This window comes from Dactylosporangium sp. CA-092794, from assembly GCF_050948465.1.
Classification (GTDB): Bacteria; Actinomycetota; Actinomycetes; order Mycobacteriales; family Micromonosporaceae; genus Dactylosporangium.
Map to the genome: position 1 here is coordinate 10,822,118 of NZ_CP192044.1, position 17,083 is coordinate 10,839,200.

Consider the following 17,083-nt stretch of genomic DNA (forward strand, 5'->3'; position numbering starts at 1 on the left):
AATGACCCCGTTGCTCACCGCCGACGTGTTCGGCTGGACCGTGCGACCCGTGCGCTGGCGCCGCGCCCGCGCACTGCTCGTCGTGGCCGGCGCCATCTCGCTCCTGGCGCTGCACTTCTGGTTCGACCCGCAGGCCGGGTGCAGCGACGCCGCCCCGTGCGGCCCGGACCCGCTCAACGCCGTGCTGTTCGGGCTGATCATGGCCCTGCCGCTGGTCGCGTTCGTGTCGCTGCCGGTCGCCGCGGCGCTGGCCGCCGGGTTCGTGGTCGCCGACGTGTCGTGGCAGTTCGGGCACCCCGCCCTCGCCTCCCCGGCGTGGCTCACCGGCGCGGACGCGGCCCTGGCCGTGCTGGCCTTCGTGGCCTCCAGACTGGCCCCGCCGGGGCTCGGCAGCGCGGCCGAGATGTGGGCGGCGACGACGTCGCATCGCGCGCCGCCGGTGCCGCCGATCCTGCCGCGGTACGGGCTGGGCTGGCGCCTGCTCGCCGTACCACTGCTGCTCGGAGCTCTGACGGTGACCCTCGCCGCGCTGGTGTCGCAGTCCGCCGCGCAGGCCCGGCTGGCCTCGGCCGAGCGGGTGACGGCCGAGGTCACCGCCCACGCCGGGGACTCGGCCATCGACGTGCGGCTGCCGGGCGCCGACCCGGCCACCGTGCGGATCAACGTCATCGACGCCGGCGATCACCCGGTCGGCAGCCGGGTGGCCGTGCGGGTCGCCGGCGACGGGCTGTACGAGCTGGTCAGCGAGCCCTACGACACCAGCGGCTGGCTGAGCCTCGCCGTCATGCTGGCCGGCCTGGCGCTGGGCTGCCTGGTCCGGGCCCGGGAGCGGCGCGCGGCGGCCCAGGCGCTGTTCGCGGGCGAGCAGCCGGCGACCGAGGTGTACGTCTGGGCGCTCGGCGGCCGGGTCGCCGTCTACGCCACCGACGCGCGCCCGGGCGAGCCGGCCCTCGTGGAGTTCTTCGCCATGACCGGCGGCGGCTCCCCCGACATCCGCCCCGGCGTGCTCTTCGGCGTGCCCGCGCCGCGGCACTGGTGCGCGGCCGCCGTCGACGGCGAGCTGCTCGTGCCCCGCGGCCCGGCCCGCAGCGGCCGGTTCGCCCCGCCGTTCGGCACCGTCGACGGCGCGACCGGCGACCTCGATCTGGCGGCGGTGCCCGACGCGGCCCGGCTGCCGCTGCGCCCCGAGGAGATCATGGCGCTGCGCCCGGAGGACGTGACCGCCGACCCGGAGACCGTGCACACCCACCGGCACAACCGGTTCTCCGGCTACGCGGTGGTCCTGTTCGCCGCCTGGCCCTTCCTGTTCCTGCTGTTCCGGCTGCTGCCGGACCTGCCGTACTGGGGCGCGGTCGCGGTCACCGCGCCGGTCACCGCGATCGCCTGCGTCAGCGGCTGGCGGATGTTCCTGCGCCCGCGGGTCAGCTGGAACGGCGCCGGGCTCAGCGTCGTGGGCAGCATCGGCGCCCGCCTGCTGATCTGGGCCGACGTCCACGCGATCCGCAACGACCGGCACGGCGGCGTCATCATCGAGACCGACCACAACGGCGCGGGCCTGGTGGTGACGGCGCGCGGCGAGGACCCGCTGCTCCCCCGCGTCCTGGCCGGCAACGAGCGCACCGGCGCCGAGCTGGCCGGCGCCCTGCGCCTGGCGGCCGAGCGCGCCGCCGAGCGCGCCCGCACCCGCGTGCGCGACGTGGTCTCACTCCCCCCGGCCCCGGTGCCGCCGGTCGCACCCGCCCTGCTCTACGCGGCCTGGGCGCTCGAGACCCTCGTCTATGCGATGGTGCTCTGACGCGGTACCGCTAGAGCTCGGCCAGCAGCGCCTGCGCCTCGGCGCGGGCGGCGTGCGCGGCCGGGCCTTCTCCGGCGGCCGCGAGGGACTCGGCGAGAGCGGTCAGCGCGGCCGCTCGGCGGCGGTGGTCGCCCAGGCCGGCGGCGATCCGCTCCGCGCGCCGGGCCGCCCGCACCGACTCGGCCGGCCGGTCCAGGGCGCGCTCCACGTCCGCCAGCGTCACCAGGTCGTCGCAGAGGCCCGGGTCGTCGCGGGTGCGGGTGTGGGCGTCCACCGCCCGGGCGGCGTGCGGCCGGGCGCGGGCCGGGTCGGCCACGGCCAGGTGCAGCGCGGCCAGCGCCCGGTGGGTGGCGCCCTGATCGCGCAGCGAGCCCAGCCGCTCGCGGATGGCCAGGGCGCGCCGGTAGTGCTCCCCCGCCGCGGCGTGCTCGCCGGTCTGCAGCAGCGCGTCGCCGAGCTTGTGCAGGGCCGCCGCCTCGCCGTTGAGATGCCCGACGGCCCGGCAGGCGGCGAGGACGTCGCCGAGCAGCCGGGCGGCGAGGGCGGCCTCGCCGTTGCTCAGGTGTACCGCGGCCAGGTTGTTCAGGCAGACGGTCTCGGCCTCGGTGTAGCCGATGCGGCGGGCCAGGGCCAGGGCCCGGCCGAACGCGGCCGCGGCGCCCGCGAGGTCGTGCAGGCTGAAGCGGGTCGCGCCGAGGTTGTTGAGCGTGCCGACCTGGGCTATCTCGTGGCCGTCGCGCTCCGCGGCACCCAGGGCGGAGCGCAGCAGCGGCAGCAGCTCCTCCTGGTGGCCGCGGCGCAGGAACAGCTCCACGAGCACCTCCGGCAGCTGCCAGCCGTGCCGGTCGTGGCCGTTGCGGGTGGCCCACAGGCCCGCCGCGGCCAGGTTCTCGCGCTCGGCCTCGCACCAGGCCAGGGCCTCGGCGTCGGTGGTGAAGGCCTGCGGGTTGACGTCGGCGGGCGTCGGCAGGTCCGGCACGGACGGGCGGTCCGGGGCCAGGACCTTCACGGCCGCGGCGCCGCTGAGCAGGTACCAGTCCAGCAGCCGGCGCAGCGCCTCGCGGGTCCGCGCGGGCGGGTCCTCCGCGGCGGCGCGGTCGGCGGCGAAGGCGCGCAGCAGGTCATGCAGCCGGTAATGGCGGGCCACGTCGTGGCTGACCAGGTTGGTCTTGGCCAGCGCGTTGAGCAGCAACTCGGCCTGCTCGACGCCGACGCCCAGCAGGGCAGCGGCCGCGGGTGGGGCGATGCTCGTGCCGGGGTGCAGGCCAAGCAGCCGGAACAGTCGGGCGGCCACCGGGGTCAGGGCGCGGTACGGCCACGCGAACACGCTGCGCAGGCTCGCTTCCCGCTCGTCGTCCTCGGTCTCGTCGCCGTCGAGCAGGTGGGCGCCGACCTCGTCGACCAGGTCGGCAAGGGCGACCCGGGGGCGCTCGGCCACCTGCACGGCGACGATGCGCAGCGCCAGCGGCAGGCCGGCGCAGCGGTGGGCCAGGGCGGCCAGCGCGGCGGGCTCCGCGTCGGCCCGGCGGGTGCCGATCGTGCGGGCGAGCAGGGCCAGGCTGTCGGCGTCGGGCAGCGGGCCGACGGTGAGATCGGGCGCGCCGTCGCGCACGGTGAGCCCCCTCAGGCGGGTCCGGCTGGTGACGATTGTCAGGCACTCGGGCGGGGTCGGGATCAGCGGGCGGACCTGGCCGCTGTGCCGGACGTTGTCGAGCACGACGAGGACGCGCCGGCCGGCGAGCAGCTGGTTGAACCGGTTCCGGCGCGGCTCCAGGCCGGCCGGCATGCGGTCGGCGGGCACGCCGAGCACGTCGAGGAACCGGCCGAGCGCCTCCTCCGGGTCGACCGGGGCGGCTGGGCCGTAGGCGTTGCCGTCGAGGTAGAGCTGGCCGTCGGGGAAGCGCGCGGCGCGCAGGTGGGCCCAGTGGACGGCCAGGCCGGTCTTGCCGACGCCGGGCATGCCGCTGATCGCGACCACGCCGGCGCCGCCGGATCCGGTCAGCGCGTCGAGCTCGGCGAGCAGGTCGGCCCGGCCGACGAACCCGGCGACGTCCTTGGGCAGTTGTCCCGGCGGCTTGGCCGGCGGCGGTTTCGGCGGCGGGACCGCGGGCAGCGCGACGGCCGGTTCGGCGTGCATGTGGCGGCGGTACCGCCGGCGGAAATCGTGCAGGAACAATCGCGCCTCGGGGTCGCGCCCGGCCGCGGACAAAGCGGAGATCCACAGCTGCGCGAGCGTTTCATCGGTCTCCTCGCCGCGGATGACCGTCTCCAGATCGAGGAGCACGCGATGGTGCTGCCCGGTGCGCAGGCGATTCGCGGCGAGCAGTTTCCGGGCGGTCAGCAGCGTCGCGTTCATGCTGCGCCGGAGGTGCTCCGCCGGCGCGGTGCGCAGGTCGGCCAGCGGTTCGCTGCGCCACAGTGCGATCGCATTCTCCAGAATCCGTACCGCCTCCTCCGGCCGCCCTTCCTGGGCGGCCGTGCGGCCCTGCGCGACGAGCTCGGCGAAACGGTGAAAATCGACTCGGCCGCGGTCGACGTCGAGCCGGTAGGCGCCGATACCCGGCACCCGGTGCAGCGCGCCGGGCAGCCCGGCGGCGCCCAATGTCGCGCGGATTCTGCTGGTCAGCGTGTACAGATTCATCCGCCGATCGACGCGGGTCCGATCGGCCCAGAGATGTTCGATTATCTCGTCCGTGCGGACCGGTTCCCCGGCGTGATAGAGCAGCACCGCGAGCATGCCGCGCTGTTTGGCCGCGCCGAGCGGAACGGGCCGGCCGTCGTCGTACAACGCCGTCGGGCCGAGAATGACGAAGTCCATCCGGCGCCTCCCCCTCGCCGTCACGGTTCGGTTCCCAGTGTGTTCCGCCCGCGCCACCCCGCCAAGCCGATTACAGATAGGCGCGAATCCGACACCGCCGTGTCCAGCGGTCGGCAAGCGGTTTGCAAGGTTTCACACAATGCCTCCGACAACCCGCCCGGCGCAGCGTTGCCCTACCGCGAAGTTCCGTCGAGGGGGGTCGTTGTCGATGGACGGTACGAACTGGTCGTGCGTCCCAATCAGTATTGATGCAGCCACATGGACGAGCCGGTCCGCGAGCCGGCACGTGCTCGTGGTCGCACACACCCTGGCAAGTTGTCACCGACTGCTGGACGTCGTTGATGAAATTGAACGTGATTCACGCGTTCAGGTCGTATTCACGGTGGCGCCGGACGTATTCAATCACGACGTCGCGCAATTGCTCGACGGGCTCGGCGCGTGCGTGGTGGCGTGGGAACAGGCGATCCGGCATCGCTTCGACCTGGCGCTCGCCGCGTCCCTGGGCGGGCTGCACGAGCTGCACGCGCCGATCATGGTCATGGCGCACGGCGCCGTGCGGGGCAAGCACGCCCGCCCGGCCGCGGGCGGCGGACCGCGGCTGGCCGAGCCGGTCGTCTACGGTCTCGACGCACCGCGGCTGACCCGCGACGGCCGGGTCGTGCCCGCCTCGCTCGTGCTGGCCCACGAGCGGGAGCGCGAGATCCTGCGCCGGCAGTGCCCGGAGGCCCTGCCGGTGGCGGTGCTGGCCGGTGATCCCTGCCTCGACCGGCTCCTCGCCAGTCTGCCGATGCGGCGGCGGTACCGCGAAGCCATGGCCGTCGCGCCCGGCACCCGCCTGGTGCTGTTCAGTTCGACGTGGGGCCGCGACGGCCTGTTCGGCGCTGACCCGGACCTGCTGCCCCGGCTGGTCGCCGGCCTCCCGGCGGGCCTGCGCGCGGCCGCGCAGCTGCACCCCGCGGTGTGGGCCGCACACGGCCGCCGCCAGGTGCTGGCCTGGCTGCGCGACTGCCGCGACGCCGGCCTGCTCGTGCTGGACCCGGCCGGCGACTGGCGCGGCGCGGTGATCGCGGCCGACTGCGTCGTCGGCGACCACGGCTCGGTGACCGCGTACGCGGCCGCCGCCGGCCGCCCGGTCCTCTACGCGGGCGGGCGCCGCGCGGCCACGGTCCGCGGCTCGGCCCAGGACCTGGTGGCCGCGGCGGCCACGCCGCTGGATCCGCGCCGCCCGCTGCCGGACCAGGTGGCCCGGGCCCGCCCGGTCGGCGCGGCCGCGGTGACCGCCGCCCTCACCGGGGTGCCGGGCGGCGCGGGCGCGCGGCTGCGGGCGGCGATGTACGGGCTGCTCGGCCTGCCCGCGCCCGGGCCGCACCGCCCGCCCGCCCCGGCGCCGCTGCCGCGCCTGCTCTCCGCCGAGCCCTGACCGCGGCCCCCGCGCCACCCGCCCCGGAGCGCCGCGTCCGCCGGCGCGGTCCATGAGGGCAGCGCCTGACCGTGGTAGTTCATGTCGGGCGGCCGCCGCAGGCGCGGCGAGGCGGACGTATGTCTCCGTGATCATGATGCGGACGCGGCCGCGCCACGGGTTTGCCATGATCCCGGAGACTTCCGGTACACGGGGGTACATCAGCGCTCCGTGATCATGAAAAACCGTTGGTGTCGGCGGCGAGTAGTGCATGATCGCGGAGACTTCCGGTCGCTGCGCCGTGCTCCGCGGCGGCCGGCGCCCGGCGGGTGGGACGTGATCACCGACCGCGCCGCCCAGCGCGGCGGGACGCGGCGGGGCACCACCTCGCCGCAATGACGCCGGCCGATGCGGGGGACGGGGCGGGTAGCCGCCCGAAGGTCAGGGAATCGCGTCCAGCTCCGCGCGGACGGCGGCGGCGCGCGGGGAGGCCGCCGCGGTGAACAGGTCGACGGCGGCCCGGTAGTGGCGGCGGGCCGTGGCCGGGTCGCCCAGGCGGCGGGCGACGCGGGCCAGGACGGTCAGGGCCTCCGCGTGTTCGTGGGGCGCGCCAAGGTCGCGCAGGCGGTCGGCGGCCTCGGCGGCGGGCCGCTCGGCCGCGGCGGCGTCGCCCGCGGCGAGGAGGGCGGCGGCGAGGGCGAGCGTCGCGCGGGCGGCGTTGTACGGGTCGGCGCCGGCCGGTGCGGCGAAGATGGCCCGGGCCTCGCGCAGCAGCGGGACCGCCTCCGCGGCGCGGCCGAGGCCGGGCAGCAGCCGGCCCAGGCTCACCAGGGTCAGCGCGGTGCCGCGGGCGCGGCCGAGGCGGCGGTTGCCGGCGAGGACGGCGAGCAGCTCGGTGGCGGCCTCCTCGGGGCGGCCGGCCTCGGCGTGGACGGCGGCGAGGCCCTCCCGGGCGTCGAGGGCACCGGCGAGGTCGCCGGCGTCGGCGTAGCGGCGGACGGCGGCCCGCGTGTGGGCCTCGGCCGCGGCGAGGTCGCCGAGCTTCGCGCTGGAGCGGCCCAGGCGCTTGAGCATGACCGCCTCCGCCCACGGGTGGCCCCAGCGGCGGGCGGCGGCGAGGCCGTGGCGGTCGACGGCGGCCCGCTCCGGCGGGGCGGGCTTGCTGAACAGCAGTACCGGCCAGACCGCGTCGGCGAGGTGCCAGGCAAGCTCGGCCCGGTCGTGGTCGAGGGCGGCCCGGCCGGCGGCGACCAGGTTCGGGTACTCCCGCTCGAGCCAGTCGAGGCCGTCGTTCCGGCCGGCGAAGGACGGCAGGGCGGCGGGTGCGGTCCGCGGCGTGTAGGCGGGGCGGCGGCGGTACGGCGTGACGCGGGCATCGGCCCGCCGCGCGGCGAGGAGGTACCACTCGGCGAACAGCTCGACCGTGGCACGCCGGTCGGCGTCGGTCTCGTCGGTCCGGGCGCGGTCGAGGGCGTGGACCCGCAGCAGGTCGTGGTACCGGAAGCGGTCCTCCTCGGTCTCGTCCAGCAGGCTGGCCTGCAGCAGCCGGTCGAGCGCGCCGGGCGGGCAGCCGGGGATGGTGGCGGCGACCGCGGCGGCGACGCCGGCGGAGAACTCGGCGCCCGGGTGCAGGGCGAGGCGGCGGTACAGCGCGGCCGCGCCCGGGTGCAGGTGCCGGACGGACACGTCGAACACGGCGCGGACCGACGGGCCCTCGGGCGCGGCCAGCGCGGCGAGCCGGGTCGTCTCGTCGGCGAGCTCGGCGGCGACGCGGGCGACGGACAGCCGCGGCCGGGCGGCGAGGCGGGCGGCGGCGACGCACAGGGCCAGCGGCAGCCCGCCGCACAGCTCGGCGATCGCCCGCGCGGGCGCGCGCTCGCCGCCGATACGCTCGGGCCCGGCCGCGCGGGCGAGCAGGGCGAGGCCGTCGGCGGCGGGCAGCGGCGCGAGGTCGAGGATGCGCGCGCCGTCGGGGACGAGGCCGGCGAGGCGGCTGCGGCTGGTGACCAGGACCGCGCCGGCCGCCGAGGCCGGGATGAGGGGTCGCACCTGTTCGGCGGAGTGCGCGTTGTCGAGGACCGTCAGCAGGGCGCGGCCGGCCGTGACGGACCGGTAGAGACCCGCCCGCTCGGCCGTCGTGGGCGGGACCATTTCCGGGGGTACGCCAAGTGCCCGCAACAGCGCGCCCAGCGCCCCGGCCGGGTCGAGGGGCGCGCCCGGGCCGAAGCCGCCGAGGTCGAGCCAGAGCTGGCCGTCGGCGAACCGGTCCTGCCCGTGGGCCCAGCGCAAGGCGAGCGCGCTCTTACCGACGCCGCCGGCCCCGGCGAGAACGACCACCGGCGGCGGGTCGGCCGCGGCGAGGAGGGCGTCGAGCCGCGCCAACTCGCCGTCCCGCCCGGTGAAATGGGCGGCCTGCGCAGGCAATTGGCGCGGCACCGGCGGCCGATGCGGCGCCGCATGAATGTGGACGTCGCGCATTGAGCCGGATTGCACCACGGGCCCGAACGCCGAGCCGGAGAGATCATTTGAAGTGTTCGCGGCCTCGCCGGGCACGGGGCGCCTCCAGACGGCTGAGGCTGTCTACAGACTCTACCGCCTGGTCGCAAGCGCTTCGGTATTCATTGGTCGTGCACTAATTGCACAATCAACCAAATGGCATGTTCAGCCCAGGGTTGCAGATATGCCCCCCAATGCTGTATCTCATTTCTGGCCCGAAGTTGGCCATCCGATCACGTCAATCCCTCGAAAGGGCCTTCATGTCACAGGCCGCGACCTGGCTGATCTGGCTCCTCCCCGCAGTGATCACCGCAGCCCACCTGTGGCTGATCTGGCTGTAGCCCAACTCGCAACTTGCAACGCCCTGGCGGCCACTCATGGCCGGGTGGTCGCCAGGCGAACTCACGGATGGAGAATAGGGCCACAGGGCCATAAAGTCCAGTGGGAGTTCAGCGGGGCCAGGTGGACAGGGCGCGGTCGATGGCGGACAAGGTGGTGGACCAGCTGGCGTCGAGGTTCCGGGCGGCGTGGAAGCCGCCGTCGGTCTCGAGGTCGATGAAGCCGTGGATCGTGCTGTGCACGAAGCGCACCGCGTCCACGCCCGGGGGGCCCTGCAGGTCGTACCCCCGAAGCAAAATGGTGCAACCGGCGACGATTCTTGCCTGGGCGGCGGCGCCGGTCGGGTCGGACAGTGGGCGCTTCGTGGCGGCGTAGCGGCCGGGGTGGGCGGTGGCCCAGGCGCGCAGCGTGCCGGCGTAGGACTCCAGGGCCGGGTGGCGGGTGCGGCCGCGCAGTGCCGCGTCGAGGCGGTCGGCGATCTCCTCCGTGGCCTGGCCGGCGGCCGCGTCCAGCAGGTCGGCCAGGTTGCGGACGTGCTCGTAGAGGCTGGGAATGGCCACACCCAGGCGGCGGGCCAACGCTGTCATGGTGAGGGCCCGGATGCCCACCTCGTCGGCGAGTTCCAGCGCGGCGGTGCACACCTGCGCGCGGGAGAGTCCGGCCCGAACCATGCGGGCCAGCCTAAACGGCCCATTGCGCGGAGGCCGTTGCTGTCGGAAACTGCCCGTCGGCGTGCCCTCGTTGCGATGGTCATCTACCGTCCATAAGCACACCAGAGGGGGCAGACGATGAGGCGATCCACTTCGGTACCGCTGGGCCGAAGCTACCTCGCGATTGCGGCGCTGGCCGCGACCGGCGGCCTGGCCGCGTGCGGGCGCCAGCAGCAAACTTACTGCGCCGACTCCAGCGGCGTCGTCGTGCCCGACGCGCGGTGCGACAGTGGCACGCCCGGGTATTACTACTACTCGGGCAGCTACGGGCGCGGCCGCTCGCCGGGGTACCGGCTCAGCGGTGGCAGCCGGGTCTCGTCCACCGACTCGGTCGGGCGCTCCAACGCCGGGCTGCCCGCGACCGGGCACGTGAGCAACGGCCACGTGAGCTCCGGCGGGTTCGGCTCCAGCCACGGCAGCAGCGGTCACGGAAGTTCGGGCGGCTGAGGTGCGCCGGATCGCCGAGGGCGTCGTCCGGCCCGACTGGCGGCAGCAGCTCGCCACGCAGGGGATCGTCTACAACGACACCCCGACGCCGGACGGCGGCACCATGTCCTACTGGCGCGAGGGGCCGTTCTACGACTTCACCTCGGCCGAGATCGACGCGCTCTCGACCGGGGCGGCCACGCTGTTCGAGATGTGCGTCGCGGCCGGCGACTTCATCGTCGACCACAACATGTTCCAGCTGCTGGGCATCCCCGAGCTCGCCTGGGAGCAGATCAAGCGCACCTGGTGGGACGACGAGACCGAGCCCGGCGGCCGGTCCAAGGGCGACTTCTCGCCGAGCGTCTACGGCCGCTTCGACGTGCGCTACGCCGGTGAGTACGCCGGGCGCCCGCAGCTGCTGGAGTTCAACGCCGACACGCCCACGGCGCTGCCCGAGTCGGCGGTCTCCCAGTGGTACTGGCACCAGCAGACCGGCCAGGGCAAGGACCAGTGGAACGCGATCCACGAGATGCTGGTCGAGGCGTGGCGGCGCAACATCAGCCGGCTGCGGCAGGCGCGCACCCACCTGCTCGACCCGATGACCATCCACTTCGCCTGTGACCGGGGCGAGGACAGCGGCGAGGACCTGTTCAACACCGAATACATGATGGAAACGGCGCGCCAGGCGCTGGGTCCGCTGGGGTACCGCACCAAGTTCCTCTGGATGGACGAGATCGCCGCCGGCGACGTGGCCGCGGGCGACCGCTTCTACGACCCCGACGGGCAGCACATCGACGTCGTTTTCAAGCTGTACCCGTGGGAATGGATGGTCACCGAACAGTTCGCCAAGCAGTGCTTCCGCGACATGCGCGACCCGCGCCGCGACAGCACCGTCTGGATCGAGCCGCCCTACAAGATGCTGTGGAGCAACAAGGGCCTGCTGCCGGTCCTGTGGCACCTGTACGGCGACGACCCCGACAAGCGCGACCTGCTCCTGCCGGCGTACTTCGAGCAGGAGCGCCCGGCCTGGATGACCTCCTACGTGCGCAAGCCGCTGCTGGGCCGGGAGGGCGCCAACGTGTCGATCATCGTCGACGGCGTCACGGTGGCCAGCGCCCCCGGCGACTACGGCGGCCCGTTCGTGTGCCAGGCGTTCGCGCCGCTGCCCGCATACCCCGACTCGCGGGGTGGCGAGTGGCACCCGGTGCTGGGCGTCTGGATGATCGACGGCGAGCCGGCCGGCCTCGGCATCCGGGAGAGCGCCGGCCTGATCACCGACAACCTGAGCCACTTCGTCCCGCACACCATCGACCACAACGGCTGAGATTCTTGGTAGGAGTGACGGCATGAACGGTACCGCCGCCCTGATCGCGGTGCTCCAGGTGCTCATCGTGATCCTCGGCGTAGGCGGCGGCTGGTGGCTGCTCAACGCCGTCACCTCGTTCGACGACCACGTGGAGCTGTGGCAGCGGGCGAACTGGGGGTACCTGGTCCAGCGGGTCGGCTTCGTCGCCGTGCAGGTGATCGGGGTGTCCAGCCTGATCGGGCAGGACCTGCACAACTGGAGCTCGCTGGCCTGGGTCGGCGGCGGCATCGTGTGGGCGACGGTCCTGGCCATCCTCGGGTTCTGGATCACCGACTGGATGATCCTGCGCACCCGCGCCACTCCCCTCGGCGCGCTCAACGGCGTGCCGCTCTCCGTCGGCCTGGTCCGGCTGGGCTTCTACGCCGGCCTCGCGTTCGTCGTGCGGGCCACCTTCGTCGGCCAGGCGCCGAACCTGGGCACCTCGCTGCTGTCGACGCTGGTCTTCACCGTCGCCGGCGTGGCCGGCCTGGTCATCGCGTTCTACCTGCACGGCCTGGTCGCGCACGGCAACCTGCGCACCTCGGTCGTGGCGGGCGGGGTCACCGAGGGCCTGGAGTCCGCGGCCGTGCTCACCGCCGTGGGCCTGGTCCTCTACGGCGCCATCGCCGGCGACTTCACCACCTGGCCGGAGAGCCTGGCCGGCTTCGGCGCCGCGCTCGGGGTGGCCTACGTGGGCCTGTACGTGGCGCGGTACCTCATCGACTGGTTCGTCCTCACCGGCGAGTGCACCCTGAAGACGATCCACGCCCAGCAGCAGAAGGGCGCCGCCGCGCTGCTCGCCTTCCTGCTCGTCATGGTGGCGCTGCCGATCAGCGCGGTGGTCAACCTCTATGTCGAGTGAGCCGGCCGTCCTCACGACGCCCCGGCTCACCCTGCGCGAGATGCGGGAGCAGGACCTCGACGACCTGGCCGCCCTCCTGGCCGATCCCGAGGTCATGCGGTACTACCCACGGCCGCGCACCCGCGCGGAGACCGCCGACTGGATCGAGCTGAACCGCCGCCGCTACCGCGAACACGGCTTCGGCCTGTGGATCATGCACCTGCGCGCCGGTGGCGCCTTCGCCGGCGACTGCGGCCTGACCGTCCAGCGGGTCGACGGGGTGGACGAGCTCGAGCTCGGCTATCACGTGGTGCCGCACCTGCAGCGCACCGGCCTGGCGTCGGAGGCCGCCGCGGCCTGCCGCGACCACGCCCGCATCGCCCTGGGCGCGCGCCGGGTGATCGCGATCATCCATCCGGACAACGTCGCCTCGCAGCGGGTAGCCTCCAACGCCGGCCTGACGTTGGAGAAGCGCACCTCCGGCTACGCCTCGGGCGAGCAGGAGGTCCTCGTCTTCTCCGCGGCGCTGTGATCCGATAAGTCGGGCGCTCCGCGCCACGACTTATCGGATTTATCGCCTGACGGGCCGTATGTCCGATTCGGCGACCGTATGTCTCCGCGATCATGCACGCACCCACGCCGGCACCCCGGCTTCGCCATGATCGCGGAGACATACGGTACCTATGCGTACACTTTGGCTCCACGATCATGAAAAACACGTGGTGCACACGTCCCGTCGAGCATGATCACGGAGACATAGCGGGGGCGCCGGGCGGCAGCCCGGTTGTGCGGGGCCGAATGAGGGCGCGGGAGCGGCAGCAGCCGACGACGGCCGCGGGACGGCCATGATCGCGGAGACATAGCGAGCCGCCGGGCGGCGGCCCCGGCTGCGCGGCGCGCATGAGGGCGCGGAGAGCCACGGGGCGACAGAAGTCGGCGGCGGCCCGCTGACCGTCCGTCCGACGACACCGCTCCACTCGCCCCCTCGGGTTCGCGCGAAGCGTGGCGGAGGGCCGGCGGTGCGCCGCGATCACGGAGGCATAGCGAGCGGCGCGCAGGTGGCGAAGCCGCTGGGCTAGGCCTTGCCGACGATGACGGCGAGCAAGGCGCCGTCGGCGCCGTTTGGCCGGATTTATCGCCACTTAATGGCATCTTCCGACCATCGAGGGTGCGCGATACCTCACAGTTCGGCCGGTTTCACCCACACCCCACCCGGGTAGGGCATCGATATGGAAAGCGCGGTGTTCAGCAGTGACGTCACAGACCAACCGATGACGATCGAGCCAGAGGACGCCGCGGAGGACCCGTTCTGGTGGCCGGCCGATCCCGGCGTCAAGGGCCCTCTCGCAGACGAACGTTTCATCCTCTAAATACGGATAAGTCGGATAAATCCGGATGCGGAGCATCGGGATTTATCCGATGATGCCCGCTGACTCGGGCCGCGTCACTTGCAGACCGTTCCTCCCGCGAGACACCGGTCGGGCCTTGACGGCCCTCCCTGCCAGGCCCGCGGCGCCAAGAGCAACCGATAAGTCGGGCGCTCCGCGCCACGACTTATCGGACATATCATCATTTATCGTGATCAGAGCGCTTCAGCCGGAGGTGCCGCGAGTTCGAGGGCCTCGGTCGCGCGGCCGCGGCGCCGGGTATCGTCCGGCCATGACCGGCGTCGGCGACCCGCCCGTCTGGCTGCTCGACGTGGACGGTGTCATCAACGTCAAGCGGCCCGGCTGGCATGCGGCGCCGTTCTCGGGCCGGGCGCACGACGCGGACCTGGAGTACCGGCTGCGGTGGGCGCCGCGGCTCACCGCCCGGATCGGCGCGCTGCACCGGGCGGGCGTGGCGGAGGTGCGGTGGTGCACGACCTGGTGTGCCTACGCCGACCAGCTTGAGCGGCTGTTCCGCCTGCCCCGGCTGGAGCGGGCGTGGACCGAGGACCTCACCGGCGACGAGACGCCGGCGGTGAAGCTCGCCGCCGCCCGGGCCGTGCTCTCCGCCGGCCGGCGGCTCGTCTGGACCGACGACGCCGAGGTGCCGCAGCCGGGCCCGGCCCGCGACGACCTGGTCGCCGGCGGTCGCGCGCTGCTGATCCGCCCGGACGCCCGGAGCGGGCTGACCCCGGCGCACCTGGCCGCGATCGAGACCTTCGCCCGCGGACATTAGCGCCGCGCGGAAGGCCCGGTAGCCCCGCCCAGGGGCCAAACCCCGGCGCGGGCTGACCCCAGCACACCTGGCCGCGATCGAGGCCTCCGCCCGCGGACATTAGCGCCGCGCGGAAGGCCCGGTAGCCCCGCCCAGGGGCCAAACCCCGGCGCGGGCTGACCCCAGCACACCTGGCTCGCCCACGGGGCAGGAGCGCCGCGCCGGGCTAAGCGATGGACTGGCCGCCCCACTCCTCAGGAGCGACGTCGGCCAGGGTCTGGGAGAAGGTCCAGCGGTGTCCGGCGAGGTCCTCGGCGTGGTACTGCCGCTCGCCGTACTCGAAGTCGGTCGGCTCCATGACGATGCGCGCGCCGTGCGCCCGGGCGCGCTCGCAGTGGGCCCGGGCGTCGTCGACCCGGACCAGCACCGCGTGGGTGACGCCCTCGCCGCCGGGCGGCCGCCGGTCGGAGCCGGTGTCGGCGACGATGAGCGCGCCGTCGCCGAAGCGTAGTTGCGCGCGGTGATCCTCGCCGATGCGGACCCGCTCGGCGAACCCGAACGCCGCCGCCAGCCAGGCTACGGCGGCGCGCACGTCGGGGTACGTCAGGATCGGGACGACCTGGGCCGCGGGGATGCTGCGGTTGACCTCCATGGCGCGATTGAACCACTCGCGGCGGCCGCCCCGCGCGAGGGCGGCCCGGGCGCGGGACATAGGCTGCCGGCATGCTCGAAACGGTCGTACCGGGCGTCCACGCGTGGGTGCAGCCCGACGGCACCTGGTGGGTCAACAACGCCGGGTTCGTCGCCGGCGACGGTGACGTGTTCGTGGTCGACACCTGCGCGACCGAGGCCCGCACCCGGCGGTTCCTGGCGGCGGTCGAGGAGGCGGCGCCGGGGTCGCCGATCCGCAAGGCGGTCAACACGCACCAGCACGGCGATCACACGTACGGCAACAGCCTGCTGCCCGCGGCCACGGTGCTCATCGGGCACGAGCACATGCGCGAGGGGCTGCTGACCGACCCGATCATCGACGGGTGCCCGCCGTTCTGGGAGCCGGTGCCCGACTGGGGCGGCGTGACCCGGCGGGTGCCGGACGTCGCGGTCCACGACCGGCTGACCGTCCACGCCGGCGGCGCCCGCATCGAGCTGCTGCACCCGGGCGGCCCAGCGCACACGACCGGCGACCTGGTGGCCTGGCTGCCCGAGCACGGCGTGCTGTTCGCCGGAGACCTGGTGTTCAGCGGGCTGACCCCGCTGGTGTTCATGGGCTCGGTCGCCGGCGCGCTGCGGTCGCTGGACTGGATGGCCGCCCTGGAGCCCGCCCACCTGGTGCCCGGGCACGGGCCGCTGCTGTCCGGCGGCGAGATCGCGGCGACCTTCGACCGGCTCCGGCGGTACTACCAATGGATCCTGACCACGGCCGACGAGGGCCTCGCCGCGGGCCGCACCCCGCTGGAGGCGGCCCGGGCGTGCGACCTCGGCGAGTTCGCCGGCTGGGCGGACGCGGAGCGGCTGGTGCTGAACCTGCACCGCGCCTACGCCGAGCGCAACGGCACCGACCTGGACCTGGTCGCCGCCCTGATCGACGCGGTGACCTGGCGCGGCGGCCCCATGCCGACGTCGGTCTGAGCCAAACGCCCCTCGCTGACGAGGCGCCGCGACCGGAAGTCTCCGTGATCATGCGCAACCCGGCACCGACACCAACGGTTTTTCATGATCACGGAGTGGTGATGTACCCCCGTGTACCGAAAGTCTCCGGGATCATGGCAAACCCGGGGTGCGGTCACCGCGGGCATCATGATCACGGAGACATATGTCCCCCGGCGGCCATCGGTGCCGCGTGGCGCGGAGCGCCCGGCTTGTCGCGGTTGTTCTTGGCACCGCGGGCCTGGCAGGGAGGGCCGCCAGGCCCGAGCGGTGTCTGACGGGAGCAACGGTCGTCAGTTGCACGGACCGGAGTCATCCGGGGTGAGACGGAACACCGGCCAGCCGATCTCCGTGCGCCAGCGGTCCGGGACCGGGGTGTCGCGCGGCCCGATCAGGTAGGTCTCGTCGATCGGTCCGTCCACGGCCAGGGCGTGCCCGACCACCCACGCGCCCAGGCGGCCGTAGGTGACCTCGATGTCGTCGTGGGGCCCCTGGTGGACGGCGACGGCGAGGTCGGCCGCGGGCAGCTCGACGACCTCGATCCGGCCGGACGGGCGTGGCCGCCGGACCGGCCGGTAGACGGTCATGACGCCCGCGCCGGCGGTGAACAGCTCGTTCGCGTAGTGGCCGCCGGGCGGGCCGGTGCGTTCGGCGGGTGGGAACTCGGCGTCCAGGGCGGCCATCGCGGCGTCGTACCAACCGGTCGCGTCGGCCAGGGCGACCTCGCCGGTGACCGCGGCGACGGTGCGGGCCGGCACCGAGCGCAGCTCGACGTGGAGGTCCTCCGGGTCGGGGCGCAGCAGGCGGCGCAGCGAGACGACCGCGGCGCGGGTGCGGTCGAGCTCCTCCTCGAGGCGGCGCAGGTGGCCGGCGATGAGGTCGGCGCGGCGCTGCGGGTCGTCGGTGGCGAGGATGGATTTCACCTCGGCCAGTGGTACGTCGAGCTGGCGCAGCCGGTGGATGACCTGGGCGGGCGGGATCTGCTCGGCGGTGTAGTACCGGTAGCCGGTGAACGGGTCGACGGTGGCCGGCTCCAGCAGGCCCGCCTCGTGGTAGCGGCGCAGGGTCCGCACGCTCAGGTGGGTCAGCGTGGCGAACTCGCCGATGGTCAGTCCGGTGCGCATG

13 protein-coding genes are annotated in these 17,083 nt (G+C 74.2%); 8 read left to right on the forward strand and 5 right to left on the reverse strand.

Features of this window, described 5'->3' with window-relative positions; translation table 11 throughout:
* The first annotated feature begins 1 nt into the window (after position 1).
* Complete coding sequence (locus tag ACQPXD_RS46670; protein ID WP_432829977.1) at positions 2-1,795, forward strand: hypothetical protein; 1,794 nt, start codon at positions 2-4, stop codon at positions 1,793-1,795.
* A gap of 10 nt (positions 1,796-1,805) precedes the next feature.
* Here the strand turns inward: ACQPXD_RS46670 and ACQPXD_RS46675 are convergent, their stop codons facing one another.
* Complete coding sequence (locus ACQPXD_RS46675) at positions 1,806-4,613, reverse strand: BTAD domain-containing putative transcriptional regulator (protein ID WP_432829979.1); 2,808 nt, start codon at positions 4,611-4,613, stop codon at positions 1,806-1,808.
* A 382-nt stretch (positions 4,614-4,995) separates the two neighbouring features.
* On the opposite strand from ACQPXD_RS46675, the gene ACQPXD_RS46680 reads away from it, so the two are divergent.
* On the forward strand, positions 4,996-6,033 hold the full coding sequence (locus ACQPXD_RS46680; protein WP_432829981.1) for a hypothetical protein: 1,038 nt from the start codon (positions 4,996-4,998) through the stop codon (positions 6,031-6,033).
* A 420-nt stretch (positions 6,034-6,453) separates the two neighbouring features.
* Here ACQPXD_RS46680 and ACQPXD_RS46685 read toward each other — a convergent pair whose 3' ends face one another.
* Together ACQPXD_RS46685 and ACQPXD_RS46690 are read right to left on the reverse strand one after the other, a co-directional pair.
* Positions 6,454-8,436, reverse strand: coding sequence for a tetratricopeptide repeat protein (locus ACQPXD_RS46685; protein WP_432829983.1), 1,983 nt, complete (start codon positions 8,434-8,436; stop codon positions 6,454-6,456).
* Positions 8,437-8,957: 521 nt separating this feature from the next.
* On the reverse strand, positions 8,958-9,518 hold the full coding sequence (locus ACQPXD_RS46690) for a TetR/AcrR family transcriptional regulator (protein WP_432829985.1): 561 nt from the start codon (positions 9,516-9,518) through the stop codon (positions 8,958-8,960).
* A gap of 117 nt (positions 9,519-9,635) precedes the next feature.
* Between ACQPXD_RS46690 and ACQPXD_RS46695 the strand changes: the two genes are divergently transcribed.
* The 5 genes from ACQPXD_RS46695 (at position 9,636) to ACQPXD_RS46715 (ending at position 14,332) form a co-directional block, all read left to right on the forward strand.
* On the forward strand, positions 9,636-10,004 hold the full coding sequence (locus tag ACQPXD_RS46695) for a hypothetical protein (RefSeq protein WP_432829987.1): 369 nt from the start codon (positions 9,636-9,638) through the stop codon (positions 10,002-10,004).
* 1 nt (position 10,005) lies between these two features.
* Entirely contained in the window at positions 10,006-11,307 is a 1,302-nt protein-coding gene (locus tag ACQPXD_RS46700; RefSeq protein WP_432829988.1) for a glutathionylspermidine synthase family protein, read from the forward strand.
* A 22-nt stretch (positions 11,308-11,329) separates the two neighbouring features.
* Positions 11,330-12,190 carry a hypothetical protein gene (locus tag ACQPXD_RS46705; RefSeq protein ID WP_432829990.1) on the forward strand — a complete coding sequence of 287 codons (861 nt, stop codon included), beginning with the start codon at positions 11,330-11,332 and terminating at the stop codon, positions 12,188-12,190.
* A complete protein-coding gene (locus ACQPXD_RS46710) occupies positions 12,180-12,701 on the forward strand; it encodes a GNAT family N-acetyltransferase (RefSeq protein WP_432829992.1) in 522 nt (173 codons plus the stop codon). The genes ACQPXD_RS46705 and ACQPXD_RS46710 overlap by 11 nt, the downstream gene beginning before the upstream one ends.
* Positions 12,702-13,828: 1,127 nt before the next feature.
* Positions 13,829-14,332: a hypothetical protein gene (locus ACQPXD_RS46715; RefSeq protein ID WP_432829994.1), complete on the forward strand. Its 504-nt coding sequence runs from the start codon at positions 13,829-13,831 to the stop codon at positions 14,330-14,332.
* A 205-nt stretch (positions 14,333-14,537) separates the two neighbouring features.
* Here ACQPXD_RS46715 and ACQPXD_RS46720 read toward each other — a convergent pair whose 3' ends face one another.
* Positions 14,538-14,963 (reverse strand): VOC family protein, encoded by a 426-nt coding sequence (locus tag ACQPXD_RS46720; RefSeq protein ID WP_432829996.1) that lies wholly within the window; start codon positions 14,961-14,963, stop codon positions 14,538-14,540.
* A 71-nt stretch (positions 14,964-15,034) separates the two neighbouring features.
* Here ACQPXD_RS46720 and ACQPXD_RS46725 point away from each other — a divergent pair, with 71 nt between their 5' ends.
* Positions 15,035-15,940: an MBL fold metallo-hydrolase gene (locus ACQPXD_RS46725; RefSeq protein WP_432829998.1), complete on the forward strand. Its 906-nt coding sequence runs from the start codon at positions 15,035-15,037 to the stop codon at positions 15,938-15,940.
* Positions 15,941-16,251: 311 nt separating this feature from the next.
* On the opposite strand, the gene ACQPXD_RS46730 is transcribed toward ACQPXD_RS46725, so the two are convergent.
* Positions 16,252-17,082: a MerR family transcriptional regulator gene (locus ACQPXD_RS46730; RefSeq protein ID WP_432830000.1), complete on the reverse strand. Its 831-nt coding sequence runs from the start codon at positions 17,080-17,082 to the stop codon at positions 16,252-16,254.
* Between the last annotated feature and the right edge of the window lies 1 nt (position 17,083).

Coding starts and splice junctions, on each gene's coding strand:
- ACQPXD_RS46670 (WP_432829977.1), top strand. CDS start 2: ATGACCCCGTTGCTCACCGCCGACGTGTTCGGCTGGACCGTGCGACCC.
- ACQPXD_RS46675 (WP_432829979.1), bottom strand. CDS start 4,613: ATGGACTTCGTCATTCTCGGCCCGACGGCGTTGTACGACGACGGCCGG.
- ACQPXD_RS46690 (WP_432829985.1), bottom strand. CDS start 9,518: ATGGTTCGGGCCGGACTCTCCCGCGCGCAGGTGTGCACCGCCGCGCTG.
- ACQPXD_RS46695 (WP_432829987.1), top strand. CDS start 9,636: ATGAGGCGATCCACTTCGGTACCGCTGGGCCGAAGCTACCTCGCGATT.
- ACQPXD_RS46705 (WP_432829990.1), top strand. CDS start 11,330: ATGAACGGTACCGCCGCCCTGATCGCGGTGCTCCAGGTGCTCATCGTG.
- ACQPXD_RS46710 (WP_432829992.1), top strand. CDS start 12,180: ATGTCGAGTGAGCCGGCCGTCCTCACGACGCCCCGGCTCACCCTGCGC.
- ACQPXD_RS46715 (WP_432829994.1), top strand. CDS start 13,829: ATGACCGGCGTCGGCGACCCGCCCGTCTGGCTGCTCGACGTGGACGGT.
- ACQPXD_RS46720 (WP_432829996.1), bottom strand. CDS start 14,963: ATGGAGGTCAACCGCAGCATCCCCGCGGCCCAGGTCGTCCCGATCCTG.
- ACQPXD_RS46725 (WP_432829998.1), top strand. CDS start 15,035: ATGCTCGAAACGGTCGTACCGGGCGTCCACGCGTGGGTGCAGCCCGAC.
- ACQPXD_RS46730 (WP_432830000.1), bottom strand. CDS start 17,082: ATGCGCACCGGACTGACCATCGGCGAGTTCGCCACGCTGACCCACCTG.